Origin of the sequence: Roseicyclus marinus (assembly GCF_030163795.1) — a bacterium.
Classification (GTDB): domain Bacteria; phylum Pseudomonadota; class Alphaproteobacteria; order Rhodobacterales; family Rhodobacteraceae; genus Roseicyclus; species Roseicyclus marinus.
This window is the reverse complement of record NZ_JASJOF010000002.1, coordinates 146,879-169,324: the sequence shown is the minus strand read 5'-3', so window position 1 is coordinate 169,324 and position 22,446 is coordinate 146,879. Positions and strand designations below refer to the sequence as shown.

The following is a 22,446-nucleotide window of genomic DNA, read 5'->3' as shown; positions in this document are numbered from 1 at the left end:
GCGCAATCAGGGATGCGCCCGATGTCGCAGGGCTGCGCGCAGCCATGCCGCCAGACCCCCGGCCACCGCCAAGGCCACCAGCAACCCCGAGGCGCTGCCCAAAAGATCGGCAAGCGCCACGATATCCTCGGCAAAGGCCGCGCCAAGACCGATGTAAAGCGCGACCCAGATCGCCTCGCCCGCCACCCCCGCCCGGGTGAACCGCCCCCAGTCCAGTTGCGCCGCCCCACCCGCAAAATTCACGTAAGGCCCAAGCGGCGACACCAGCCAACGGCTGAAAAACACCGCCCAGCTACCACGGGTTGCCAGATACTCGGTCGCCCTCGCGCGCAGGGCCGCGCGGCGATCAGATGGCGCGCGCGGGGCCGCGCGGCGATCAAATGGCGCGCGCCCCGACACCAGCCGCCCACCGATCCGCCCGATCTGGTATCCCGCCTGATCGCCCAGAACCGCGCCCGCCAGCGCCGCAGCCGCCGCCTGCCACAACACCAGGTCGCCCGCCGCCGCAAACCCTCCCGCCGACAGCATCACCAGCGAGGCTGGCATCGGCAGCGCAAGACAGGACAGAAAGGTCGCCAGCGCGATCAGGCCCAGCCCGTAGGTCGGAACCAAGGCCAACACCGTTTCGGTCATGGCGCGCGCGCCGCGTCGATGGCGGCCTCCATCCGCGCGATCACCTCGGACAGGGGCACACCCTCCGCCTGCGCGATCTCGGCCAGCGTGGCGCGCGCGCCGGGGCGCAGGTCGGGCAGGGCATCTTGCAGGGCTTCGCGCGGCAGGTCCCATGATCGCGCGACATAGCCCGGCGTCATCCATCCCTCGATCCGCTGGTCGCGATGGGCGGGGTCTGCCCAATAGACGGCAAAAACCGCCAGCCGCACCACGAAAAACAACGCGACGCACAGGGCAAGGCCAAGGGCTATCAGGGCCGCGCGATGGTGTCGCCACAGATAGCCAAACGCGCCCGGGCGCGCGCTCACCGTCCCAGATCCCGCATGCCCCGATCCAGACCCTCGAGCGTCATGGGCACCATCCGCCCCTCGAAAATCTCGCGGATCATGCCGATGGATTGCGTATAGCCCCACAGCTTCTCGGGTGTCGGGTTGATCCACAGATGGTCGGGCCATTGGGTGCGCGCGCGCTCCAGCCAGACTTGTCCGGCCTCCTCGTTCCAATGTTCGTTGGCCCCGCCCGCAGAGGCAATCTCATAGGGCGACATGGCGGCATCGCCCACAAAGATACATTTGTAATCAGACCCGTAGGTGTTCATCACCTCATGGGTCGGGATCTGCTCGGTCCATCGCCTGCGGTTGTCGCGCCAGACGTTTTCATACAGGCAATTGTGGAAATAATAATGTTCGAGGTGTTTGAACTCGGCGCGCGCGGCGGAAAACAATTCCTCCACCACCTTGATGTGATCGTCCATCGACCCGCCCACGTCGAGAAACAGCAAAACCTTGACCGCGTTGCGCCGTTCCGGCCGCGTTTTCACGTCGAGCCAGCCCTGTTCGGCGGTGGCGCGGATCGTGCCATCCAGATCCAGCTCCTCGGCCGCGCCGTCCCGCGCCCATTGCCGCAGCCGTTTCAGCGCCACCTTGATGTTGCGCGTGCCCAATTCCACGTCGCCCGCGAAATCCTTGAAATCCCGCTTATCCCAAACCTTGACCGCGCGTCGGTGGCGGGACTCAACCTGGCCGATCCTTACGCCCTCGGGATTGTAGCCATAGGCGCCAAAGGGGGATGTGCCCGCCGTGCCGATCCACTTGCTGCCACCTTGGTGGCGGCCTTGCTGCTCGCGCAACCGCTCGCGCAGCGTCTCCATCAGCTTGTCGAACCCGCCAAGCGCCTTGATCTCTTCGCGTTCCTCGGGCGTCAGGTGCTTTTCGGCCAGTTTCTCCAGCCATTCGCGCGGGATGTCGGCGGCCTCCAGCACCTGTTCGGGCGTGATCTGCTCCAACCCGCCGAAGGTATGGGCGAAACACTGGTCGAACCGGTCGAGATGGCGCTCGTCCTTCACCATGGCGGTGCGGGCAAGATAGTAGAACCCGTCCACGTCATAGGTCACAAGCCCGCGCGACACGCCCTCAAGGAAGGCGAGGTATTCCCTGAGGCTGACGGGAATGCGCGCGGCGCGGAGTGTTTCGAAAAAGGGCAGGAACATCTTGCCCGACAAGATGTCAGGCGGGCGCCGGGATCACAAGCATCGCAAAGGCCCCGATCGTAAAGCCGATGATGCCGAAAATCGTGGCGTAATGCAGCAGGTCAAGCCTGTTGCCGCCCTTGCGGCGTGCCACGATCAGCCCCAGCGCGATGCCGCAGGCCCCTCCGATCAAGTTCAACATGCTCTCGTCCCGCCCGGTCCATTGTCACGGCGCAAGCGCAGCGACCTCTGTGAGGCGCGCGCCTACCGCCGCGGAATTGCCGAACCCATAGCGACCCCAGGCGAGGCTGTCGAGCCGCACCTGACGCGCCTCCGACGCCCGGCCAAGCGCGTCCAGCGCCTCGGCCCGGATCATCAGGAGCGTGGACAGAAGCGATGCATTCTGCGCCTGCGTCGCGGCGGGCATCGCACGTCCCGACAGGCGCAGCGCCTCGTCCGCGCGGCCTGAACTCAGCGCAAAGGCGGCAAGCTGCATGTCGATATGGGCCGAATGAATGCCGCCCGGCGCGATCCCGTCGTAGATGTCGGAGGCCGCCAGAAAGGCGCTCACCGAGCGTTCCACATCGGTCCCGAGCGCCAACCGGCCAAGCGCGAAATAACTGAAGGCCAGCCGCGCATCCGTCAGCCCCTCTTGAACGGCGATGGACACCGCGCGCTCGGCGGCCGCGACGCGCAGCCCGTCGCGCGTCCCCGGCCCCAGCGCGGTCTCGATCGCCTCGATCCACGCGCGCGGTGTCGGCGTGGTCGCGCCGCCGCCGCCGATCGTCTGTCCGCGCGGATTGATCCGGGCAAGGATACCGGGCAAGGCCGCGGCGACCTCGGCCCGCGTCATCCCCGACCGAAGCGCCGGATCGTAATAGGCGCGCAGGATCAGCATGTCGAAACCGGTCAGGACGGCATGGAAATTGTCGTCGTTAAAGATGGAATCGGGCAGGCGATACAGGTCGTTGAGCGGCCCCAGCGCCTGCGCCACCTCTTCATGCAGGCAATCGCGCACCTCTTGCGGCGCGACATCGTTGGGCAAGAAGACGGCGACACGCTCGCGGCTGTCGAGCGTGGTCCAGTCCATGTCACGCGAATTGCGCGCGCGCCGGAATTCTGCCCATGACGTGACGCGCGGCACCACGAAACAGGCGGCCTCGGGCACGATGCGCTGCATCCGGGCGCGCGGCAGGGTCTCGATGGTGATGTTCGCCTCCTGCCCATGGGCGACACGGCGGATGTCGATGCGCGCCTCGGTCCGCAGGCGGTCGATCAACCGGTCGAGGTCCGGCGACAGCGTGGCGGGCGCGCCCGGCGCGACGGCGATGGTGATCGGTCCCTCGAACCGCGACAGCCGCTCGATCCGGCGTCCCGATTCCATCTGGAACGACAGCTCCATGAAATCGGCCGCGATCTGGGAATTTGACCTTGTGGTGGGGCTCGGTTGCGCCGCGCCGAACTGGCTCATCGTCGGCACGGCCTGCGCGATGGCGGGCGGCATCCGGCGCTCGGGCATCTCTCCGACGGGCATGGTCGAGGCCACGCAGCCCGACAAGACGAGCGCCGAGGTTGTCGCGAGGCCCAGGTGACGCACGGCTTTCATCCGCGGGCGGACCCGGTCGGCGCAGCACGGCGCGGTGAGAGGCTGGCGAACGGCAAGGTCATGACAATCCCGGCGGGAATCGGAACGTGGGCTTTCTCCATCGCACGATGCGGACCGATTGTGGCATCAATTCGGTGAACCATCCGAAGTCTCCCGCCCCGCGGACTTTGTTTCGCCATCGTTTCATACTTTGAAAACGATTGGGGCGATTTGTTTACCGGGCCTTTACCTTTGCCGCCGTGCCAGAAAGGCGAGGCGCTCGAACAGGGCCACGTCTTGTTCGTTCTTCAACAGCGCGCCATGCAGCTTGGGCAGCGCCGAGGCGCCGTCACGGCGCAGATCCTCGGGCGACAGATCTTCAGCCAGAAGCAGCTTCAGCCAATCCAGCACCTCGGAGGTGGAGGGCTTTTTCTTGAGCCCCTGCTGCTCGCGAATCTCGTAGAATTGCGTAAGCGCCGTGGTCAGAAGCTGCGCCTTGATGCCCGGGAAATGCACCTCGACGATCTGCTTCATCACCTCCATGTCGGGAAAGCGGATGTAGTGAAAGAAACAGCGCCTGAGGAACGCGTCGGGCAGTTCCTTTTCGTTGTTGGACGTGATGATGACGATGGGTCGCGTCCGGGCGCGGATCGTTTCTCCGGTCTCGTAGACGAAGAACTCCATCCGGTCCAATTCTTGCAAAAGATCGTTGGGAAATTCGATGTCCGCCTTGTCGATCTCGTCGATCAGGAGGACGCATTTCCCCTCCTGTTCAAAGGCTTGCCACAGCTTGCCCTTGCGGATGTAGTTGCGCACGTCGTTGACCCGCTCATCCCCCAGCTGGCTGTCGCGCAAACGGCTGACCGCATCGTATTCATAAAGGCCCTGCTGGGCACGGGTGGTGGATTTGATGTGCCACTCGAGGATCGGAAGCCCGAGCGAGGCCGCGACCTGCCGGGCCAATTCGGTTTTGCCTGTGCCCGGTTCGCCCTTGACCAAAAGCGGACGTTCCAGCGTGACCGCGGCATTGACCGCAACGGTCAGATCCTCGGTCGCCACATAGCTGTCGCTGCCTTCGAAGCGGGTGGTCATGGCGGTGCTCTCCTTGCTTGGATCAGTCGTAGCGGCTTGGGCCCTGCGGGGAAAGGGCCGGCTCCGGCTCCGCCGGAAAAACGCCCAAACAGCGGGCATAAGGCAAAAAACCTGCCTCATAAGGAAACGCAAGCCGTCGTCCGGCGGGATTGATCGGGGTCACGCAATAGAGTGTCGACAAGCCGCGCGTCGTCTAGTAATCGGGCGGCGAGGGGCCGGGAGGGTGTCATGCCAGACCGACAAGACCACGCCGGCTCCGCTGAGGGGAGCGACATGAAGGCCGAGAATTTTCTGCCCGAGGATTACCGTCCCGCCGAGGACGAACCATTCATGAACGAGCGTCAGCTCGAATATTTTCGGCGTAAGCTGATCAGTTGGAAGAACGAGTTGCTGGACGAGAGCCGGACCACGGTCGAGGCGCTTCAGGACGGCACGCGCAATATTCCCGACATCGCCGACCGGGCGAGCGAGGAAACCGATCGCGCGCTGGAGCTGCGCACGCGCGACCGCCAGCGCAAGCTGATCGCCAAAATCGACAGCGCGCTGCGCCGCATCGAGGAGGGCGAATACGGCTATTGCGAGGTGACCGGCGAACCCATCAGCCTCAAGCGGCTGGATGCGCGCCCCATCGCCACCATGAGCCTCGAGGCGCAGGAACGTCACGAACGCCGCGAAAAGGTGCATCGCGACGACTGACCGCGCTGCCTTTCGGCGGTTTGGCTGGAACACATCAGGGGCATCCTTCGGGGTGCCCTTTTCATATCGGGGGATGACATGCTGATCGGGCAGGAGGTGACGATCGTCGGCGGCGGGATCGGCGGTCTTGCGGCCGCGCTGGCCTTGGCCGCGCGCGGGGCGGTCGTGACCGTGCTGGAACAGGCCCCCCGGATCACCGAGGTCGGTGCCGGCATCCAGATCAGTCCCAATGGCTGGCGCGTGTTGCAGGCCCTTGGCGTGGCGGATCAGTTGGCCGCGCTCAGCCCCCGGTCACAGGCGGTGCGGTTGCGCGATTTCCGGCGTGGGGCCGAGGTGTTCACCATGCCGCTCACGCGGCAAGACCAGCCGTGGCATCTGGTGCATCGGGCCGATCTTGTCGAGCTTCTGGCGCAGGAGGCAGAGGCGCGCGGCGTCACGATCCGGCTGGGCGCGCGGGTTGCCGCCATCACACCGGGGCCGATGGCGACCGAACTGACGCTGGCGGATGGACGGGTCGAGCGCCATGGCCTGACCATCGCCGCCGACGGGTTGCATTCGCCCGCGCGGCTGGCCCTCAACCCCAAATCGCGGCCCTTCTTCACCGGGCAGGTGGCGTGGCGCTGCATCATTCCCGTGGCCGAGCCCATGGCGCCCGAGGCGCATGTCTTCATGGGGCCCGGGCGGCACGTGGTGCGCTACCCGCTGCGCGACCGGCGGCTGGTGAATATCGTGGCGGTCGAAGAGCGCGATGGATGGGCCGCCGAAGGCTGGCAGCACCGGGATGACCCCGCGCGGCTATCGCGCGCCTTCACCGATTTCTGCCCGGAATTGCGGGACATGCTCGACCGGGCGGAGGATGTGTTTCTTTGGGGCCTGTTTCGCCATCCGGTGGCGCAGGTCTGGCAAGACCATCGGCTGGCGCTCTTGGGCGATGCGGCACATCCTACGCTGCCCTTTCTGGCGCAAGGTGCCAACATGGCGCTGGAAGATGCCTATGTGCTGGCGCGCTGCCTGTCCGAAGAGCCCGAGACACGTTCCGCTTTGGCGCGCTACGAGGCGCTGCGCCGCCCGCGCTGCGCGCGCGTCGTGCAGGCGGCCAATGATAATGCCGGGAATTACCATCTGAGGCCGGGACCGCTTCGGTTCGCCGCCCATACGGCATTGCGCGCCGCGCAACGCTTCGCGCCACATGTGGTGACGGGAAAGTTCGATTGGGTGCATCGGTTCGACGTGACAGCGTAACTGCTCAAGGTTGCGGCTTTTGAAATTGTACCCGGTACGCCGTTCTGCGGCGAACCATTAAGCGGGGCAGGCGGCGCCTTCAGATGCCGCGCAGGGCGCGGCCGCGATCACTCCAACCGATAGGCCGGCAATTTGTCGAAGGCCGCGCGCAAGGCTTCGCCCCAACCCGAGGAAATCATTTCGTAAAAGGGATCGTCACGCTCGATCCGGTGGACGCGACCTGTCCGCAGGCTGTCCGCATCGTAGAGATGCAGGTCCAGCGGCAGGCTGACCGACAGGTTCGCCTTGATCGTCGAATCGAAGCTCAGCATCAGGAGCTTCACGGCATCCTCGAAACTCATGCCCGGATCATAGGCGCGTACGAGAATCGGTTTGCCGTATTTCGTCTCGCCGATCTGGAAAAAGGGCGTGTCGGCGCTGGCTTCCACGAAATTCCCCTCGGGGTAGATCATGAACAGGCGCGGCTCCCCGCCCTGAACCTGACCGCCGAGGATAAGGGTCGCGGAAAACGGGCTGTCGGCCACGGGCCCGGCCCGGCCCGATTGCTCGAAGATGACCTCGCGCAGGGTCTCTCCGACCAGTTTGGCCACCTGGAACATAGACTGCGCCTCGAGGATCGAGGGCGCGCCGCGTTCGTCGGCCGGTTTCGCACGCTCGTTCAGCAAGGACACCACGGCTTGCGTGGTCGCAAGGTTGCCTGCCGTCATCAGCGTCACCGAGCGTTCGCCGGCTCGTTCCCAAAGGAACATCTTTCGAAACACGCTGATGTTGTCGACGCCTGCATTGGTGCGGGTGTCCGACATGAACACCAGCCCCCGGTCGAGCTTGAGCCCCACGCAATATGTCATGCGCCTGCCACCATCCCCTGCCTGCCCCCGCCTGTCACGGTCAGGATTACTGCTGCTGAACCTGGATGTCGATGGACATCGCTTCGCCCGATCGGCCAAAGCGCAAACCGCTGACCGGGGCCGCATCGCGGTAGTCGAGGCCGGTCGCGACACGGACATACCGCGTGTCGGGTGAGATCGCGTTCGAGATGTCGAAGCCGACCCAGCCCAGCGGTTCGACAAAGACCTCGGCCCAGGCATGGCTGGCATCCTGATGCACGCGGTCGTTCATCATCAGGTAGCCCGACACATAGCGTGCCGGGTAGCCCATGTACCGAGCCGCGGCGATGAAGATATGGGCATGGTCCTGGCACACGCCACCGCCAAGGTCGATCGCTTCCTCGGCGGAGGTGTTGGATTGGGTCACCCCGATCTCGTAGGGAACGGCGGCAAGAACCCTTGCGGACAGCGCGTGAAGCCGGGGGATATCGCCGCTCTCTTCTTCCTTCAGGCCGCGGGTCAGGGCCCGGACCTTTTGCCCGGCCCGCGTCAGATCGGTGGCGCCGCGAAAGAACCACAGGGGCGCAAAGCCCGCGTGCCGCCCCGTGACGCCTGCGACATCCGAAGTCTCCACCTCTCCCTCGCAATGCACGACGATCGAATTGGCCTGCGGGTCGAAGGAAATCAGCGATACCCGGTTCTGGTGGTGATCGGTGAATTCGGTTTCCAGCGTGCCGCCCTCGATCTCCATCTTCCAGTGCAAGATCGCCTGACCCGCTCGGCTTTTGGGCACGAGACGCAATTGTTGCAGGCCATAGGACACGGGCATGTCGAAATGGTAGGTCGTGGTGTGAAGGATCTTGAGCCGCATGTATTTATCCCAAGAACCGGTAATCGGTTTCGATCTGCTGCCCAAGACGGGCGATATCGGTCAGGAAATCGGTGATGAATTCATGCAGCCCGTCTTCGAAGACGCGGTCGATGGTGCCATGGGTAAGCCGGGCCGAGATCACGTCGATCTGGTCGTGGCTGGGGTGGCGGAGCCCGTAGGCCTTTTCGAGATAGGCGAGGTTCGTCGCGATCTTGCCTGCCGAAAACGCAAGGCTGCGGGGCATCCGCGTGTCGAAGATCAGGAAATCCGCGATGCCGATGGGGCTGGTCTCGCCTTGGGTGATCCAACGATAGGCGCGCATCCCCGCGACAGAGCGCAGGATGGTTTCCCATTGCACATTGTCGAGGCTCGACCCGATCTGGCTGATCGACGGGAGAAGGACGTAATATTTCACGTCCAGAATACGGGCGGTGTTGTCGGCGCGTTCCAGGAACGTGCCGAGCCGGCAGAAATCGAAGATGTCGTTGCGGAGCATCGTGCCGTGCATCGCCCCCCGCACCAAGGCCGATTGCTGACGGATCAGGGCCAGAACCTCGGGCAGATCCCGCGCGCTGACCGGGCGGGCCAGTTCGCGCTTAAGGATCATGTAGGTGTCGTTCACCGCCTCCCAGACCTCGCGGGTGATGGCGGTGCGCACAAGGCGCGCGTTCATCCGGGCCGCGGCGATGGCCGACAACACCGACGACGGGTTCGACATATCGCGCAGCATGAAGTCGATCGCCTTCGCAGCGTCTATCTGCTCATGCTTCTGGAAATACAGATGCGAGACGGCGGCCGTTTGCAGGACGCTCGTCCATTCGTCGTCATCGCCATCGGCCCGCGTCAATGCGATGCGGAACCCTGCCTCGATCAGGCGCGCGGTATTTTCGGAGCGTTCAAGATAGCGGAACATCCAGAACAGGCCGCCAGCGGTCTTGCCCAGCATCGCCCTATTCCTCCAACACCCAGGTGTCTTTCGTGCCGCCACCCTGCGACGAGTTCACGACCAAAGACCCTTTCTTGATCGCCACGCGTGTCAGCCCCCCCGGCGTGATCGAGATCTTGTCCGGCGCGACCAGAACGAAGGGGCGTAGGTCGACATGGCGCGGGGCCAGCCCCGCCTTGGTCAGGATCGGCACGGTCGACAGCGCCAGCGTCGGCTGCGCGATGTAATTGCCCGGTTTGGCCGTCAACTTGGCCCGGAACGCCGCCAGCTCCTTTTTCGAGGCGGCGGGACCCACCAGCATCCCGTAGCCGCCAGAGCCATGCACTTCCTTCACCACCAATTCGGGCAGGTGATCGAGGACATAGGCAAGCGAGTCTGCGTCGCCGCAGCGCCACGTCGGCACGTTTTGCAAGATCGCTTTCTCGCCGGTGTAGAATTCCACGATGTCGGGCATATAGCTGTAGATCGCCTTGTCGTCGGCGATGCCCGTCCCCGGCGCGTTGGCGATGGTGATGCCGCCCGCGCGGTAGACATCCATGACCCCCGGTACGCCCAGCATGCTGTCGGGGCGAAAGTTCAGCGGGTCGAGGAAATCGTCGTCGACGCGGCGGTACAACACGTCGATGGGCTTGTACCCTTGGGTCGTGCGCATCTGCACCTTGCCACCGGTGATGCGGATATCGTGCCCCTCGACCAGTTCTACGCCCATCTGGTCGGCCAGAAACGCATGTTCGAAATAGGCCGAGTTGTGGATGCCCGGGGTTAGCACCGCGACCGTGCAGTCGGACGAACAATTGGGCGGCGCGCTTGCCGCGAGCGAGCGGCGCAGGTCGCGCGGATAGTCGGACACGGGCTGCACCTTGATGCGGGTGAACAGCTCGGGGAACATCTGCAGCATCGTTTCCCGGTTTTCCAGCATGTAGCTGACACCCGACGGCGTCCGGGCATTGTCCTCGAGAACGTAGAATTCATCTTCCCCGGTCCGCACCAGATCGACGCCGACGATATGGGTGTAGACATTGCCGGGCGGGGACATGCCGATCATCTGCGGCAGGAACGCCTCGTTGCGCGCGATCAGGTCCACGGGAACACGACCCGCGCGCAGGATTTCCTGCCGGTGGTAGATGTCGTGCAAAAAGGCATTGATGGCGCGCACGCGTTGTTCGATGCCGCGCGTCAGCCGCGCCCATTCCCGTGCGGAGATGATGCGCGGCACGATGTCGAAGGGGATCAGCCGTTCATCGGCCTCGGCCTGACCATAGACGTTGAAGGTGATGCCGGTGCGGCGAAAGAACTGTTCGGCATCCGTGGATTTCTTGCGCAGGTCGCGCAGATCCTCGGAGCCGAACCAACCGCAATAGGTGTCATAGGGCGGGCGGGGCGATCCGTCCCCGTGGTGCATCTCGTCGAAAAAGCGCGGTGTATCGGTCATGTCATCCTGTCGAAAACCCTGTCCTCATAGGCGCAAAGCCCGGAGGCAAGCGCCAGTGGATCGGCGGCGATTAAGGAGCCCGCTTCTGTATTTGCCTAGCCTTTAGACAATTTGCCTAAGTTTCAAGCCAAATGGTAACCGGCCCGTCGTTTGTCAGCGTCACCGCCATGTCCGCCCCGAAGCGTCCGGTTTCGACCTTGGGGCCAAGCGACGCGAGCGCCGCGGCGAAGCGCCGGTAGAGCGCTTCGCCAAGCTCTGGCGCGGCTGCCGTCGAAAACCCGGGACGGTTGCCGCTGCGCGTATCGGCGGCCAGCGTGAACTGGCTGACGACCAGCGCGCCCCCGCCCGTGTCCAGAAGCGAGCGGTTCATCTTGCCCGCCTCGTCCTTGAAGATGCGCAGCTTGGCCACCTTGGCGGCCAGCGCATCGGCCTGTGCCTCGGTGTCGTCCTGCATGGCGCAGACGAGGATCAGGAGGCCCGGCCCCGTCTGCCCGATCAGCGTGCCTTGCACCTCGACCCGGGCTTCGGTGACCCTTTGGACCAATGCCCTCATGCGAGGTCGGACCGATGCGGCGGGTTGGCCCCGGCGCGGGCCACAGTGACGGCCGCGGCGCGCACGCCCAGATCCAGCGCCGCGCGCAGGATCTCGGGCGGCAGACCGGCGCGAACTCGCGTCTTGTCGAGCGCATCCGCATCGGCCAGCCCGGCCAGAAAGCCCGCGTTGAACGTATCGCCCGCGCCCACGGTATCGACCACTTCGACCTTGGGGGCGGCGGCATGGCGGGGTGTGCCCGCCCCATAAGCGGTGACACCGTCGGCACCTTGGGTCACCAGAACCAATGCCGGGCCCTTGGCCAGCAAGGCCGCGGCCAGGTCGGGCAGGGGGCCTGCGCCCATCAGCCATTCCATGTCCTCGTCCGAGATCTTGACCACATCAGCGGCGGCCAACATCCGGTCCATCCGGGCGCGGAAGCGCGCCTCGTCGGCGATGAAGCCGGGGCGGATGTTGGGGTCGAGCATCACCAACCGGTCGGCGCTTGTCCGCGTGGCCAGCGTCGCATAGGCCTCGGCGCAGGGTTCGACGGCAAGGCTGATCCCGCCGAAAAAGACGGCCCTGACCTCGGGCGGCAGCGCGGGCAGGTCGGCATCCGTCAGCATTCGGCCCGCCGTGTTCTCGTCATAGAACGCATAGCGCGCCTGACCGCCGGTCAGGGTAACGAAGGCCAGCGTGGTGGGCCGATCGGACCGTGACGCAAGCCCGTGATCGACACCCGACGCCTTCAGGACCGCGGCCAGACGTTCCCCGAAGAGATCGGTGGAGATGCCGCTGAAAAACCGCGTGCCAAGACCCAGACGCGCGGCGGCGACCGCGGTGTTGAAGACGGAGCCTCCGGGATAGGGGGCAAAGCCCGCCTCGCCCGCCTCGGTCTGGCGCGGCAGCATGTCGATCAGGGCCTCGCCCGCGCATAGCAACATGGAATGTCTCCGCTGTATTTCCTGAGCGTCTGACTAAGACGGGACAGGCGCGCAGGCCAGTCCCTTCTTGGGGTGTTGGCTATTTGAGGGCCGTTCCGCCACCCTCGACCATTCCATAAACATAAAGGCCCGCCCCGATCACGATTGCCGCCAAGATCACGGCGATCGCGATCTTGATCCACGACCATGGGCGTTCGCCCTGCACCTTGCCGGTCTGTCCGTTCACGACGAAGCGGTAGGTCTGCCCACGATACTTGTAGGCGGCCAGCCAGACCGGCAGCAGGACATGCTTGAAGGTCACGTCGTCGATGCGGATCTGCATGTGGTCGATGCGCTGTTCATCGCCGCCGATGTCGCGGCGGATGTCTTGCCGGATCTGTGCCTCCATCACCTGCTTGGCTTCCTCGAAACCTTCGGCAAGCTCGACCTGATAGCCCTCGGCCCGGAAACCGGACAGGAATTCCGGCCGATATGCGTCAAGGTCCCGCAGGTCCCACGGCGCAAGCCGGTCGGTGAAGCGTTTGGGCAGCGATCGCGAGGCGAGGATCAGGATATCGTCGAAGAACCGCGCCACGCGGCCCGAGCGGCGGCTCCAGCGGACGCGGCGTTCCTGTCGGGACTTGCCATCGGGCCCGCGCACGGTGACGTAATAGGCGTCGCCCCGCTGGCCCTGATAATTGGTGGCCGTATCGGCATCATAGGTCCAGTAGGGGACATAGATGCCGTCCATCTTGCGGCCCTTCTTGGCGTAGTCCTGCAGGCCGTTCGGCGCGAACCACAGCCGCCCCAGCCAGCCGTTCATCGCGTCATGAGCCTGCTTCTCGGTCAGTTTGAAGGGCAGGACGCCCTTGGGCTTGATATGGCGATGGGTGCCGGTGTCGGCCACGACGGGTGTTGCGCAAAACGGGCATTCGGCGGAATGGGTCGCCCCTTCGAAACTGACCTGTGCGCCGCAAGACGGGCATTGGCTGACGCGGGTTTCCTCCATCTCCTGCGCGGGGAGTTGGGCGGCGATTGCGGTCTCGTAATCCAGTTCGACGAGCGCGGGGGCCTCCCCGCCCCAAGGGCCTGCCGCGCGGTCATCCTCGATCGGTTCCTCATGCCCGCAATGGTCGCAGACCAGCTTTCCCTCGGTTGGAGCAAAGCGGAGATCCGAGCCGCATTGCGGACAGGGAAAGCGGTGTTCATCCTCGGGGCGGGCCGCTTCTTTGGTGCTGTCGAAACTGTCGGACATCTTGGCTTTCGCGTCGCGAATGGGCTTTGGCCCCGGATGGGGCGCGGGCGGGGACGGCCCGCATCCGCGGGCCGACCGTCATGCGTCGGGTCTCACACGCCCGGCGGGGGCGGCGGCGGCATCACGGTGAAAAGCTGGGCAAGCTCCGTCACCTCCTCGGCGCGCTTCCAGCCATCCTGCCCTTGCGTCCAGACATGGGTCTGCCGGGTCAATTCGCCTGCGCTGGCCATGCGCCCCAGATCGGCGCGCGAGAACGGGCCCCGCGTCTGGCCATTCTCGGCGATGTGCCAGACATGTTCGACGGGCGGGGGCGGCGGGGCGGCGGGTGCCGCAGCCCGGCCGCCGCCCATCGCCTGTGTCAGGCCCTGCGCCATGGCCATGCCCATCCCCATCCCGAGACCCTCGCCCATGCCACCGCCGCCGGGGTTTTCGGCGGCCGCGCGCATCGCTTCGGCGGTCTGAAACTGCGTGTATTTGTTGAGATCTCCGACCACGCCCATCGAAGTCCGCTTGTCCAGCGCCTCTTCGACCGCGGGGGGCAGCGAGATATTCTCGATGTAAAGCTCGGGCAGGGTCAGACCGTAGTCCGTCAACGTGGCCGAGATCCGGTCCGCCACGATCTTGCCGAAGTCACCGGTATTGGCCGCCATGTCGAGCACCGGGATGCCCGATCCCGCCACGACCTGGCTGAACTGCTGCACGATGATGTTGCGGATCTGGCTGGTGATCTCGTCGGTGGTGAATTCTCCGTCGGTGCCCACGATCTCGGTCATGAAGCGCGCGGCATCTGCGACGCGCACGGTATAGGTGCCGAAGGCGCGGATGCGCGTCGGCCCGAATTCCGGGTCGCGCAGCATGATCGGGTTCTTGGTGCCCCATTTCAGATCGGTGAACCGCGCGGTCGAGACGAAGTAGATCTCGGATTTGAACGGCGAGGCGAACCCGTGATCCCAATGCTGCAGGTTCGTCATGATCGGCATGTTGTTGGTCTCCAGCATGTAGAGACCCGGGGTGAAGACATCGGCCAGTTGTCCCTCGTGGACAAAGACGGCCGTCTGCCCCTCGCGCACGGTCAGCTTGGCACCGTACTTGATTTCATTGCCGTAACGCTCGAACCGGTAGACCATCGTGTCGCGGGTGTCGTCGGTCCATTCGATGACATCGATGAACTGGCCCCTGAGAAAATCCATGATCGGCATCTGGCAATCCCCTGTCGAAAAGTCTGTTTGTCGCGAAAGATGATATAGGCTGCCGCTCCGTGTCGCTACAGGGAATGCGGGGCGGGAATTTCCATGGATTTTTCACCGCGCGCAGGCTGAGGGGTCAACTTGATCCGCCCAGCAGTTCCTCGGCGATCAGGCGCACGGTCGGGCGTGCCTCCTCGGGTCGGAGGCCGGGGGTGAGGCGTGGATCGTAGAGCATCCGCAGGAGCAATTCGTCGTGCCGTGTCAGAAGCGCGAATTCCTCGTCATCGTTGAAGATCGAGGGTCGTGCCGCGGGGCTGTCATTGGGCAGGCCCAGACCCTGCGCCACCTCCTCGTGGACACAGGAGCGCCGCAAGAGACCGGGATGCTCGTCGCGGATGATGGCGATGGCCGCGACATAGACGGACCGCCCGCCGCTCTCGGAAAAGGCATAGACCGAGCAGAAGGTCGAGCGCGGCAAGGTTTCGATTTCGGTTACCACCGCGTCTCCGATGCCGGGTACAAGGCTGCGCACTAGATCACCCACGTCCCGCAGATCGTCACGACCAAGGTAGAGCACGTGGAAATTGCCCCCGGTCCGCACGGTCGAGACGGGATGCCCCGTGGCCCGCGCAAGCCTCGTGGCATAGGTCGAAAGGATGGCGCGGTCTTCGGCCTGTTGGGCCGAATCCACAAAGGCCCCGAAATGCGGCTGGATGCGAACCGGTTGTTCCCAGCGGCGCAACCGTGCGGGGGTTTGCTGCTGCACGAAACGCCCGCCCATGAGGACGTATTCGTCGTAAAGCGCGATCCGTTCGAAATTCGCGGCCAGAACCTGCGCGCTGAAGGGCGCGTCGCGTTGCCCGGTGTCGGTGCGCAATAGCCCGTCGGCGGTGAGCCGTTCCTCGATGCCGCGGTAGTAGCGCGCCAGCGCGAGGCTCTCGGGCGAGGGTTCGGGTGCCTCGGCCCGCTGCTCGGGCCGGGGCGACACGTTCACCTGTTGCATGCTGGGCATGCAGGCAGACAGGGCAAGGGCCGCCGCGCAAAGGGACAGACAGGTCAGGCGCAGCGGCATGGGCACGATCAGCGGGCCGGCGGCGGCGGGGTGGCGCCCGAACCGGTCGCGCCGGATGCAGCTTGCGTCGCCCGCGAGGAAGCGGCCGCCAGAGTATCGCGCAATTCGGCCTCCATCCGCTGCATCTCGACTTCGGCCGCGGCGCGGCGGCGCTTTCCCTCGTCGGCAATCTGGAGACTGTCCTCGATCGTGGCGATCAGTTCGGCATTGGCGGCCTTGACAGCCTCGATGTCGAAGACGCCGCGCTCCATTTCCTCGCGGACCATCTTGTTGCTTTCGCGCAGGTTTGTCGCATTCTGCTGCAGCAACTCGTTGGTCAGGTCGGTGGCCTCGCGCACCGCGCGGGCGGCTTCGGTCGAGCGCTGGATCGTGACCGCCTGCGCGAGCTGGGTTTCCCACAGCGGCACGGTGTTCACGAGGGTCGAGTTGATCTTGGTGACAAGGCTTTTGTCGTTCTCCTGCACCAGCCGGATCGAGGGCAGCGACTGCATGGTCACCTGCCGCGTCAGTTTCAGGTCATGGACGCGGCGTTCCAGATCGTCGCGGGCCGCGCGCAGGTCGCGCAATTCCTGCGCCTTGATGACCTGATCGTTCTCGGGGGCGGCCTGCACCTCCGCTTCCTTCGCGGGGATCGTGTCCTGATCGAGCTCGCGCAGCTTTTCCTCGCCCGCGGCGATATAGAGGGCCAGCTCGTCGTAGAAATCGAGCGTCTTCTCGTAAAGTTTGTCGAGCGACTTGATGTCCTTCATCAGCGTGTGCTCGTGGCTCAAGAGGTTCTCGGTGATCCGGTCGATCTGGTCCTGCACCTGTTCGTAGCGCGCCATGAAATTATGGATCGGCTTGGCCTTGCCGAACAGGCGCTCCCACCAGCTGCGCTTGCGGTTGGGGTCCAGTTCGTCGACCGAAAAACCCCGGATCGTGCCCACGATCTCGCGCAGGCTGTCACCTGCGGGGCCCACATCCTTGTTCTTGACGCCTTGCAGCATCGCCTGACTGATCTGCTGCAATTCGGCCTGAGCAGCCGAGCCGAAGGTCACGATGGAATTCGTGTCGGTCATGTCGATCTCGGCCACGCGCTTGCGGATTTCCTCGGCGGTGGGCGCGTCGGCCTCGGGCAGGGGCACCAGATCGGCGGCAGGTTCCAGCAGAACCACGGCGTTGATTTCCTCGACGAGCTTTGTCGCGTCTTCGGCTTGTTGGCGGATGTTCGTGGTCATGGTTTTGGTCCTTATCCCTCGATACGCAGGTTTTCGCGGGTCAATCGGTCCCGCAAGACCTCGATCTCCACGTCGAAATTCGTGCGGTCATCGGTGAGCATGGCCGTTGTCCGCTTGGCGAAATTGGTGTCCATGTCGGTCAGGAACGCCTCGTAATCAGCGCGTACCTGCGGGTCGCGGTTGCGGGCGTAAAGATCGACGAATTGCACCGTCGCATCCCGTGCGCCCTGAAGGTAGACGCCAAGGTAGCGGCGGGCCGCGGTCAGGTCGCGCGGATCGGCCTCCACCTGCCGGAACATCTGGCGCACGGTATCCTCGAACGCCTCAACGCGGGCCTCGAGCTGCCTGTCGCGGGCGCGCTTGATCGCATCCGTCATCTGCGCCAGTACCGCCTCGGCTTCTTCGATCTTGCGCGCGATGCGGTCGGTCTCGCGGCGGTCGAGCCCTTCCAGCCCCTTGTCGGCCAACGGGTCGAGCCCGAAGGACGCCAGATGCAAGCCCCCGGCGACCGCGCCCATGATGATCGCGGCGGCAAGGTTCCATTGGCCACCGAACACCAGAAGACCAACGCCAGCCCCCATGAGGACCGAGCCGAAGATCTTGCGCGGGATGGCCGGGCGGCGGGCAACCGTGCGTTCGTCAAAGGCATCCTCGGCCCGAACCCCATCGCGCGTCAGCCAAGCCGAGAGCATCAGGGCCGCCGCACCGGCCAGATCGACCGCAAGGCCTGCGACCGGCTGAAACAGCGCGGCCGCCGCCGCGATCAGCGGCAGCAGGAACAGGATGTTGAGCTTGGCCCCGTGCCGCATCGGCTTGCGGCCCTTGAAGCTGGGCACTTCCAGCCGTTCGGCGGACACCGTCTCGCGCGGTGCGCTGGCATCGCGCCGTCCGCTGGGGCTGAATTCTCCGCCATAGCGCTTGGACATGTCAGAGAACCCCGAAGCCGCCGAAACTGGCCATCACGGTGACGACGACAAGGGCAAAGAACGCCACGCCCTGCAGGAAACTCGAACTCATGCCATCCCCGTTGGTAGTCTTTCGGTCGTGATCGTCACGTTAGAAAGGTTTTCCTTGAAAAACCAGACAATGCAACGACGGGTGGTGGTTTCCCGCCCGTTCTAAGCAGATCGGGCCGGTTCCGGCGGGTCACAAGGGGGAAAGGAGGGCGGTTCGTCCCCCGGTCGCGCCGGTGCGCGATGGCTGTTCGAGCCGGTTGGACATGTGCGCCGCAAGACGGGGAAGGGGGTCGCTGCCCAAGGGATCGCACAGGTCGCGATACAGCCGGAACAGGCCTGGCCGCAGATAGGTCGACCAATGACAGATGCGCGTCCGGGGCGGGCGGGTCGGATAGCCTGCGTCCCGCAGCAGACCCCGGGTCGCGCGGCAATCGATGCGCAGGTCGGTCCAGCCAGCCAGATCACCGAACCCCGCAGAGATTGGTCGGTCGCCCCGCATTGGCGGGGGCACCCCGAGCCGAAACAGCGCGTCGAAAAGCGCGTTCTCGCCGCTTGTGACATTGATGATGTCGGGGTGGTTCCCCCCGGCCTTGGTCATGGCCGCCCAGGCATTGGCCCCGTATTCCGCACCTGACAGGAGGATGATCCGGCGCAGCGCACCGGGCGGCACGTCGGCCAACGCGGCCAGCGCCACCCGCGCGCCCAGCGAATGGGCCAGGATGTGAACCCGCAGATCGTCGCGCAGGTGGTTGATTTCATGGATCAAACCGGCCAGCGTCTTGCCGATGCGAAAGGCGCTTCGCGCCACGCGCGGGAGCGGGCCGCGGGCGTGCCAGCCAAATCCGATGCCGAGCGCCCCATCATCTTGGTCGAGCCGCAGGTGACGTGGCCAGCTGACGGCTTTCCAGCACGACTTGCAGGGCTTGGCCGACAGGATGTGGCGGTGAGGGTCTTCGTCCGCGACCCAAGGCGAGAAGCGGTAGCCATGGATCATGATGACCACGGGCGCGTCACGGGGCAGGTTTTTCAGGACGGCAAGCAGGTGAGGCCGGTCCGTCCATCCCGTTTCCGTCGCGTTCACGGACACCAGCGCCATGCCGATCACCCCTGCCACATCTGGGGGTGTTTTACGCAGGTCCCGCGACATCCGGGTTAAGGCGCTGCGACAGCTCCGTGACAGGCCAAAGCTTGCCACGGAGTTAACAGAACGGCCTCACCCGTTACCGAAAGGTTTACAGACCGAGCTTGGCCGTTACCAATTCGTTGACGGTGGCGGGGTTCGCCTTGCCGCCCGTGGCCTTCATCACCTGGCCCACGAACCAGCCCGCCAGCTTGGGGTTCTGTTTGGCCTTTTCTACATGCGCCGGGTTCTCGGCGATGATCTGGTCAACGGCGGCTTCGATCGCGCCGGTGTCGGTCACCTGCTTCATCCCGCGCGCCTCGACGATCTGCGCCGGATCGCCGCCTTCGGTATAGACGATCTCGAACAGGTCCTTGGCGATTTTGCCCGAAATATCGCCGGATTTGATCAGGCGGATGACCCCGGCAAGCTGTGCGGGGCTGACGGGGCTGGCGGTGATGTCGGCCTCGTCCTTTTTCAGGCGGCCGAACAATTCGTTTATGACCCAGTTCGCCGCCATCTTGCCGTCGCCGGCTTCGGCCACCACGACCTCGAAATACTGCGCCGCGTCCAGATCGGCGGTCAACACGCTCGCGTCGTAATCCGAAAGGCCGTAGTCGCCGATGAAGCGCGCTTTTTTCGCGTCGGGCAATTCGGGCAGATTGGCCGCGATCTCGTCGACCCAGGCCTGCTCGATCTCGAGCGGCAACAGGTCGGGGTCGGGGAAATAGCGGTAATCATGCGCCTCTTCCTTGGAACGCATCGACCGCGTTTCACCCTTGTCGGGATCGTAGAGCCGGGTTTCTTGATCGATCGTGCCGCCCGCCTCGAGGATGGCGATCTGACGCCGCGCCTCGTAATCGATGGCGGCCTGGATGAAGCGCAGCGAGTTCATGTTCTTGATCTCGCAGCGCGTGCCAAGATGGCTGAAATCCTGCGTTTCCTGATAGCGCTCGTAGGCGCCGGGGCGACAGACCGAAACGTTCACATCCGCGCGCAGGTTGCCGTTTTGCATGTTGCCGTCGCAGGTGCCGAGATAAAGCATGATCTGACGGAGCTTCGCGACGTAAGCCGCCGCTTCCTCGGGGCCGCGGATGTCGGGGCGGCTGACGATCTCCATCAGCGCCACGCCCGTGCGGTTCAGATCGACGAAGGACAGCGCCGGGTCCATGTCATGGATCGACTTGCCGGCATCTTGTTCGAGATGGATGCGCTCGATCCGCACGATCCGCGCGGTGCCATCGCCCATCTCGACCAGCACTTCACCTTCGCCCACGATCGGGTGGTAGAGCTGCGAAATCTGGTAGCCCTGCGGCAGGTCGGGGTAGAAATAATTCTTGCGGTCGAAGGCCGAGCGCAGGTTGATCGCCGCCTTCAGCCCCAATCCGGTCCGCACGGCCTGTGCAACGCAGAAATCGTTGATGACGGGCAACATGCCGGGCATTCCCGCGTCGACGAAGGCCACGTTGGAATTGGGCTCCGCCCCGAAGAGCGTCGAGGCCCCGGAAAAGAGCTTGGATTTCGACGCGACCTGGGCATGAACCTCCATGCCGATCACCAGTTCCCAATCGTGTTTCGCGCCCGCGATCACCTTGGGTTTCGGGGTCTGATAGGTCAGGTCGAGCATCTGCGCCTCCGTCAGCCGTGCGCTTTGCGTTTAGGTCAGCCCGGGCAGCGGGGCAAGGCCCGCCGCCGTGCGATCATCGGCGGTTGACCGCCGAAATCGCCGCTGCCGGGACGGGACGCTTGCCAGCGGAGGAGGATCGCCGCCACAGAGCGCCATCTTCAACAGCACAAGTTTGCCCAGCATGACCCCCTTCCGCTTCGCCGCCCTTGCCGGTCTTGGTCTCCTGATGTCGTCTTGCGGGGCGATTTCGTCGGATCGCCCGCTCGAGACCACCGTGATGGCGTGGGACCACGTCCCGCAATCGCAGGCATGGGAGGCGGAAGGCTTCGCCGCTCTGGACAGCCACGCATCGATCCTGCCCCATATCGTTCCGGCCGATGTCGAGACCTGGTGCCCCGGCTATCCCGACGCGACCGAGGAAGAGCGCGCCGCCTTCTGGCTTGGCCTGCTCTCGGCGCTGGCGCGATACGAAAGCACTTGGAACGAGGTTGCCGTAGGCGGCGGCGGGCGTTGGTTCGGCCTGGTGCAGATCAGCCCGGCGACTGCGCGGCACTATGGCTGCAACGCGACCAGCGGCGACGCCCTGCTCGATGGTGGCGCGAACGTGAGCTGCGCGCTCCGGATCTGGGCCACGACCGTTCCCCGCGATGGCGTGATCTCGGAAGGCACCCGCGGTGTTGCCGCCGATTGGGGCCCCTTCCATCCCAGCCAGGCGTCCAAGCGCGAAGAGATCCGGAACTGGGTCAGCCAACAGGCCTATTGCCAAGGCTGACAGCTCTGCGTCGACGGCCCCACCGTTTCCCTTGCAAGACGCAGCGCGCGCAGGCAATCTGCGGCGATGCGCTGCCTGGGGAGGAGACGCATGACGCGGTTGGGCGTCTTGTTCGGTGCCGGATTGGCCTTGTTCGGCCTTTGGTGCGCGGCTCCGGTCGCGGCACAGGGCGCAGCGTCATCCCCCGGTAGCGGCCGGCCGCCGACCCTGGCGCAGATGCAGTTTCAGCCCTCGGATCTGCCCCGCACGATGCCCCGTCCGCGCCCGATCGAAACGCCGCTTGGCCCCAGCGCCCTTGCCCCCGACCGCAGCCTGCGCCCGCGGCTGCGTGACACGTGGGACGTGCCGCGCCTGCGCTGGGACACGCATCCGCGCGGTCCCCGCTGGAGCGCGGCTGTCATGGCCGCCTTGCGCGGACCGGGCGCGCCTTTGTTGGATGTGGTCCCGCGCGATATCGCGCAGTGGTGCCCGGCCTATCCGACCGCCGATGCAGAACAGCGGGCCGCCTTTTGGGCGGGCCTCGTCTCGACGCTGGCCTGGCATGAGAGCACCCATGACCCGGACGCGGTGGGCGGTGACGGGCGCTGGTTCGGACTGGTGCAGATCGCGCCCGGGACCGCGCAATGGCGCAACTGTCAGGTTGGCACGGGCGAAGCCCTGCTGGACGGGCCCGCGAACCTGCGTTGCGGCATCCGGATCATGGCGGCCACCGTGCCCCGCGACGGTGTGATCGCCGAAGGCATGCGCGGCGTCGCGGCGGATTGGGGTCCCTTCCATTCGACGCGCAAGCGGGAGGATATGCGCAACTGGGTGCGGATTCAGGAGTATTGCCGCGCGCAGGTTCGGCCCGTCCTGCGCCCGGAGCCCCGGTTGGACCCGACCGAGCGAATGGCGCTGCGCCCGCAGCCGCGCCCGGTCCGGCCTGCCACACAGGTGGCCGCGTCGCGCTGACGA

Annotated in this window: 24 protein-coding genes; 4 read left to right on the top strand and 20 right to left on the bottom strand. The window is 65.2% G+C overall.

Annotated elements, in window-relative coordinates:
- Positions 1–6: 6 nt before the first annotated feature.
- The 6 genes from QQK63_RS03670 to QQK63_RS03645 all read right to left on the bottom strand — a co-directional run bounded on the left by QQK63_RS03670 (position 7) and on the right by QQK63_RS03645 (position 4,817).
- Positions 7–633: a DedA family protein gene (locus QQK63_RS03670; protein ID WP_277827439.1), complete on the bottom strand. Its 627-nt coding sequence runs from the start codon at positions 631–633 to the stop codon at positions 7–9.
- Positions 630–980: a hypothetical protein gene (locus QQK63_RS03665; RefSeq protein WP_277827441.1), complete on the bottom strand. Its 351-nt coding sequence runs from the start codon at positions 978–980 to the stop codon at positions 630–632. Before QQK63_RS03665 ends, QQK63_RS03670 begins: the two co-directional genes overlap by 4 nt.
- On the bottom strand, positions 977–2,161 hold the full coding sequence (locus tag QQK63_RS03660) for a vWA domain-containing protein (protein ID WP_277827443.1): 1,185 nt from the start codon (positions 2,159–2,161) through the stop codon (positions 977–979). The genes QQK63_RS03665 and QQK63_RS03660 overlap by 4 nt, the downstream gene beginning before the upstream one ends.
- A 16-nt stretch (positions 2,162–2,177) precedes the next feature.
- On the bottom strand, positions 2,178–2,342 hold the full coding sequence (locus QQK63_RS03655; protein WP_277827445.1) for a hypothetical protein: 165 nt from the start codon (positions 2,340–2,342) through the stop codon (positions 2,178–2,180).
- Positions 2,343–2,366: 24 nt separating this feature from the next.
- Complete coding sequence (locus tag QQK63_RS03650) at positions 2,367–3,737, bottom strand: DUF2927 domain-containing protein (RefSeq protein ID WP_336618805.1); 1,371 nt, start codon at positions 3,735–3,737, stop codon at positions 2,367–2,369.
- A gap of 234 nt (positions 3,738–3,971) precedes the next feature.
- On the bottom strand, positions 3,972–4,817 hold the full coding sequence (locus tag QQK63_RS03645; protein WP_277827447.1) for an AAA family ATPase: 846 nt from the start codon (positions 4,815–4,817) through the stop codon (positions 3,972–3,974).
- A 273-nt stretch (positions 4,818–5,090) separates the two neighbouring features.
- Between QQK63_RS03645 and dksA the strand changes: the two genes are divergently transcribed.
- A complete protein-coding gene (gene dksA, locus QQK63_RS03640; RefSeq protein WP_277827835.1) occupies positions 5,091–5,513 on the top strand; it encodes an RNA polymerase-binding protein DksA in 423 nt (140 codons plus the stop codon).
- Between the two features lie 78 nt (positions 5,514–5,591).
- A complete protein-coding gene (locus QQK63_RS03635; RefSeq protein WP_277827449.1) occupies positions 5,592–6,755 on the top strand; it encodes an FAD-dependent monooxygenase in 1,164 nt (387 codons plus the stop codon).
- A gap of 107 nt (positions 6,756–6,862) precedes the next feature.
- Here the strand turns inward: QQK63_RS03635 and QQK63_RS03630 are convergent, their stop codons facing one another.
- The 14 genes from QQK63_RS03630 to QQK63_RS03565 form a co-directional block, all read right to left on the bottom strand.
- Entirely contained in the window at positions 6,863–7,603 is a 741-nt protein-coding gene (locus tag QQK63_RS03630) for a proteasome-type protease (RefSeq protein ID WP_277827451.1), read from the bottom strand.
- A 46-nt stretch (positions 7,604–7,649) separates the two neighbouring features.
- Complete coding sequence (locus tag QQK63_RS03625; protein WP_277827453.1) at positions 7,650–8,453, bottom strand: transglutaminase family protein; 804 nt, start codon at positions 8,451–8,453, stop codon at positions 7,650–7,652.
- A gap of 4 nt (positions 8,454–8,457) precedes the next feature.
- Positions 8,458–9,399, bottom strand: coding sequence for an alpha-E domain-containing protein (locus tag QQK63_RS03620; protein WP_277827456.1), 942 nt, complete (start codon positions 9,397–9,399; stop codon positions 8,458–8,460).
- Positions 9,400–9,403: 4 nt separating this feature from the next.
- Positions 9,404–10,831 carry a circularly permuted type 2 ATP-grasp protein gene (locus tag QQK63_RS03615; RefSeq protein WP_277827458.1) on the bottom strand — a complete coding sequence of 476 codons (1,428 nt, stop codon included), beginning with the start codon at positions 10,829–10,831 and terminating at the stop codon, positions 9,404–9,406.
- A gap of 115 nt (positions 10,832–10,946) precedes the next feature.
- On the bottom strand, positions 10,947–11,384 hold the full coding sequence (dtd, locus tag QQK63_RS03610) for a D-aminoacyl-tRNA deacylase (protein WP_277827460.1): 438 nt from the start codon (positions 11,382–11,384) through the stop codon (positions 10,947–10,949).
- Positions 11,381–12,307 carry a carbohydrate kinase family protein gene (locus tag QQK63_RS03605; RefSeq protein ID WP_277827463.1) on the bottom strand — a complete coding sequence of 309 codons (927 nt, stop codon included), beginning with the start codon at positions 12,305–12,307 and terminating at the stop codon, positions 11,381–11,383. Before QQK63_RS03605 ends, dtd begins: the two co-directional genes overlap by 4 nt.
- A gap of 79 nt (positions 12,308–12,386) precedes the next feature.
- Positions 12,387–13,541: a TFIIB-type zinc finger domain-containing protein gene (locus QQK63_RS03600; RefSeq protein WP_277827465.1), complete on the bottom strand. Its 1,155-nt coding sequence runs from the start codon at positions 13,539–13,541 to the stop codon at positions 12,387–12,389.
- A 92-nt stretch (positions 13,542–13,633) separates the two neighbouring features.
- A complete protein-coding gene (locus QQK63_RS03595) occupies positions 13,634–14,740 on the bottom strand; it encodes an SPFH domain-containing protein (RefSeq protein ID WP_277827467.1) in 1,107 nt (368 codons plus the stop codon).
- Positions 14,741–14,864: 124 nt separating this feature from the next.
- Positions 14,865–15,800: a DUF2927 domain-containing protein gene (locus tag QQK63_RS03590; RefSeq protein ID WP_277827469.1), complete on the bottom strand. Its 936-nt coding sequence runs from the start codon at positions 15,798–15,800 to the stop codon at positions 14,865–14,867.
- A gap of 8 nt (positions 15,801–15,808) precedes the next feature.
- Positions 15,809–17,017 (bottom strand): toxic anion resistance protein, encoded by a 1,209-nt coding sequence (locus QQK63_RS03585; RefSeq protein ID WP_277827471.1) that lies wholly within the window; start codon positions 17,015–17,017, stop codon positions 15,809–15,811.
- Between the two features lie 11 nt (positions 17,018–17,028).
- A complete protein-coding gene (locus tag QQK63_RS03580; RefSeq protein WP_277827473.1) occupies positions 17,029–17,943 on the bottom strand; it encodes a 5-bromo-4-chloroindolyl phosphate hydrolysis family protein in 915 nt (304 codons plus the stop codon).
- A 220-nt stretch (positions 17,944–18,163) separates the two neighbouring features.
- A complete protein-coding gene (locus QQK63_RS03575; RefSeq protein WP_277827475.1) occupies positions 18,164–19,069 on the bottom strand; it encodes a hypothetical protein in 906 nt (301 codons plus the stop codon).
- A 136-nt stretch (positions 19,070–19,205) separates the two neighbouring features.
- Complete coding sequence (gatB, locus tag QQK63_RS03570; protein WP_277827477.1) at positions 19,206–20,720, bottom strand: Asp-tRNA(Asn)/Glu-tRNA(Gln) amidotransferase subunit GatB; 1,515 nt, start codon at positions 20,718–20,720, stop codon at positions 19,206–19,208.
- 30 nt (positions 20,721–20,750) lie between these two features.
- Positions 20,751–20,903 (bottom strand): hypothetical protein, encoded by a 153-nt coding sequence (locus QQK63_RS03565; RefSeq protein WP_277827480.1) that lies wholly within the window; start codon positions 20,901–20,903, stop codon positions 20,751–20,753.
- On the opposite strand from QQK63_RS03565, the gene QQK63_RS03560 reads away from it, so the two are divergent.
- Positions 20,902–21,492: a transglycosylase SLT domain-containing protein gene (locus QQK63_RS03560; protein WP_277827482.1), complete on the top strand. Its 591-nt coding sequence runs from the start codon at positions 20,902–20,904 to the stop codon at positions 21,490–21,492. The genes QQK63_RS03565 and QQK63_RS03560 overlap by 2 nt on opposite strands.
- Before the next feature lie 216 nt (positions 21,493–21,708).
- Positions 21,709–22,443 carry a transglycosylase SLT domain-containing protein gene (locus QQK63_RS03555; protein ID WP_284283174.1) on the top strand — a complete coding sequence of 245 codons (735 nt, stop codon included), beginning with the start codon at positions 21,709–21,711 and terminating at the stop codon, positions 22,441–22,443.
- Positions 22,444–22,446 lie beyond the last annotated feature (3 nt).

Bases quoted from the DNA above. Each gene is read 5' to 3' on its own strand.
- QQK63_RS03670 (WP_277827439.1), bottom strand. From the start codon at position 633: ATGACCGAAACGGTGTTGGCCTTGGTTCCGACCTACGGGCTGGGCCTG.
- QQK63_RS03660 (WP_277827443.1), bottom strand. From the start codon at position 2,161: ATGTTCCTGCCCTTTTTCGAAACACTCCGCGCCGCGCGCATTCCCGTC.
- QQK63_RS03655 (WP_277827445.1), bottom strand. From the start codon at position 2,342: ATGTTGAACTTGATCGGAGGGGCCTGCGGCATCGCGCTGGGGCTGATC.
- QQK63_RS03645 (WP_277827447.1), bottom strand. From the start codon at position 4,817: ATGACCACCCGCTTCGAAGGCAGCGACAGCTATGTGGCGACCGAGGAT.
- dksA (WP_277827835.1), top strand. From the start codon at position 5,091: ATGAAGGCCGAGAATTTTCTGCCCGAGGATTACCGTCCCGCCGAGGAC.
- QQK63_RS03635 (WP_277827449.1), top strand. From the start codon at position 5,592: ATGCTGATCGGGCAGGAGGTGACGATCGTCGGCGGCGGGATCGGCGGT.
- QQK63_RS03630 (WP_277827451.1), bottom strand. From the start codon at position 7,603: ATGACATATTGCGTGGGGCTCAAGCTCGACCGGGGGCTGGTGTTCATG.
- QQK63_RS03625 (WP_277827453.1), bottom strand. From the start codon at position 8,453: ATGCGGCTCAAGATCCTTCACACCACGACCTACCATTTCGACATGCCC.
- QQK63_RS03620 (WP_277827456.1), bottom strand. From the start codon at position 9,399: ATGCTGGGCAAGACCGCTGGCGGCCTGTTCTGGATGTTCCGCTATCTT.
- QQK63_RS03615 (WP_277827458.1), bottom strand. From the start codon at position 10,831: ATGACCGATACACCGCGCTTTTTCGACGAGATGCACCACGGGGACGGA.
- dtd (WP_277827460.1), bottom strand. From the start codon at position 11,384: ATGAGGGCATTGGTCCAAAGGGTCACCGAAGCCCGGGTCGAGGTGCAA.
- QQK63_RS03605 (WP_277827463.1), bottom strand. From the start codon at position 12,307: ATGTTGCTATGCGCGGGCGAGGCCCTGATCGACATGCTGCCGCGCCAG.
- QQK63_RS03600 (WP_277827465.1), bottom strand. From the start codon at position 13,541: ATGTCCGACAGTTTCGACAGCACCAAAGAAGCGGCCCGCCCCGAGGAT.
- QQK63_RS03595 (WP_277827467.1), bottom strand. From the start codon at position 14,740: ATGCCGATCATGGATTTTCTCAGGGGCCAGTTCATCGATGTCATCGAA.
- QQK63_RS03590 (WP_277827469.1), bottom strand. From the start codon at position 15,800: ATGCCGCTGCGCCTGACCTGTCTGTCCCTTTGCGCGGCGGCCCTTGCC.
- QQK63_RS03585 (WP_277827471.1), bottom strand. From the start codon at position 17,017: ATGACCACGAACATCCGCCAACAAGCCGAAGACGCGACAAAGCTCGTC.
- QQK63_RS03580 (WP_277827473.1), bottom strand. From the start codon at position 17,943: ATGTCCAAGCGCTATGGCGGAGAATTCAGCCCCAGCGGACGGCGCGAT.
- QQK63_RS03575 (WP_277827475.1), bottom strand. From the start codon at position 19,069: ATGGCGCTGGTGTCCGTGAACGCGACGGAAACGGGATGGACGGACCGG.
- gatB (WP_277827477.1), bottom strand. From the start codon at position 20,720: ATGCTCGACCTGACCTATCAGACCCCGAAACCCAAGGTGATCGCGGGC.
- QQK63_RS03560 (WP_277827482.1), top strand. From the start codon at position 20,902: ATGACCCCCTTCCGCTTCGCCGCCCTTGCCGGTCTTGGTCTCCTGATG.
- QQK63_RS03565 (WP_277827480.1), bottom strand. From the start codon at position 20,903: ATGCTGGGCAAACTTGTGCTGTTGAAGATGGCGCTCTGTGGCGGCGAT.
- QQK63_RS03555 (WP_284283174.1), top strand. From the start codon at position 21,709: ATGCAGTTTCAGCCCTCGGATCTGCCCCGCACGATGCCCCGTCCGCGC.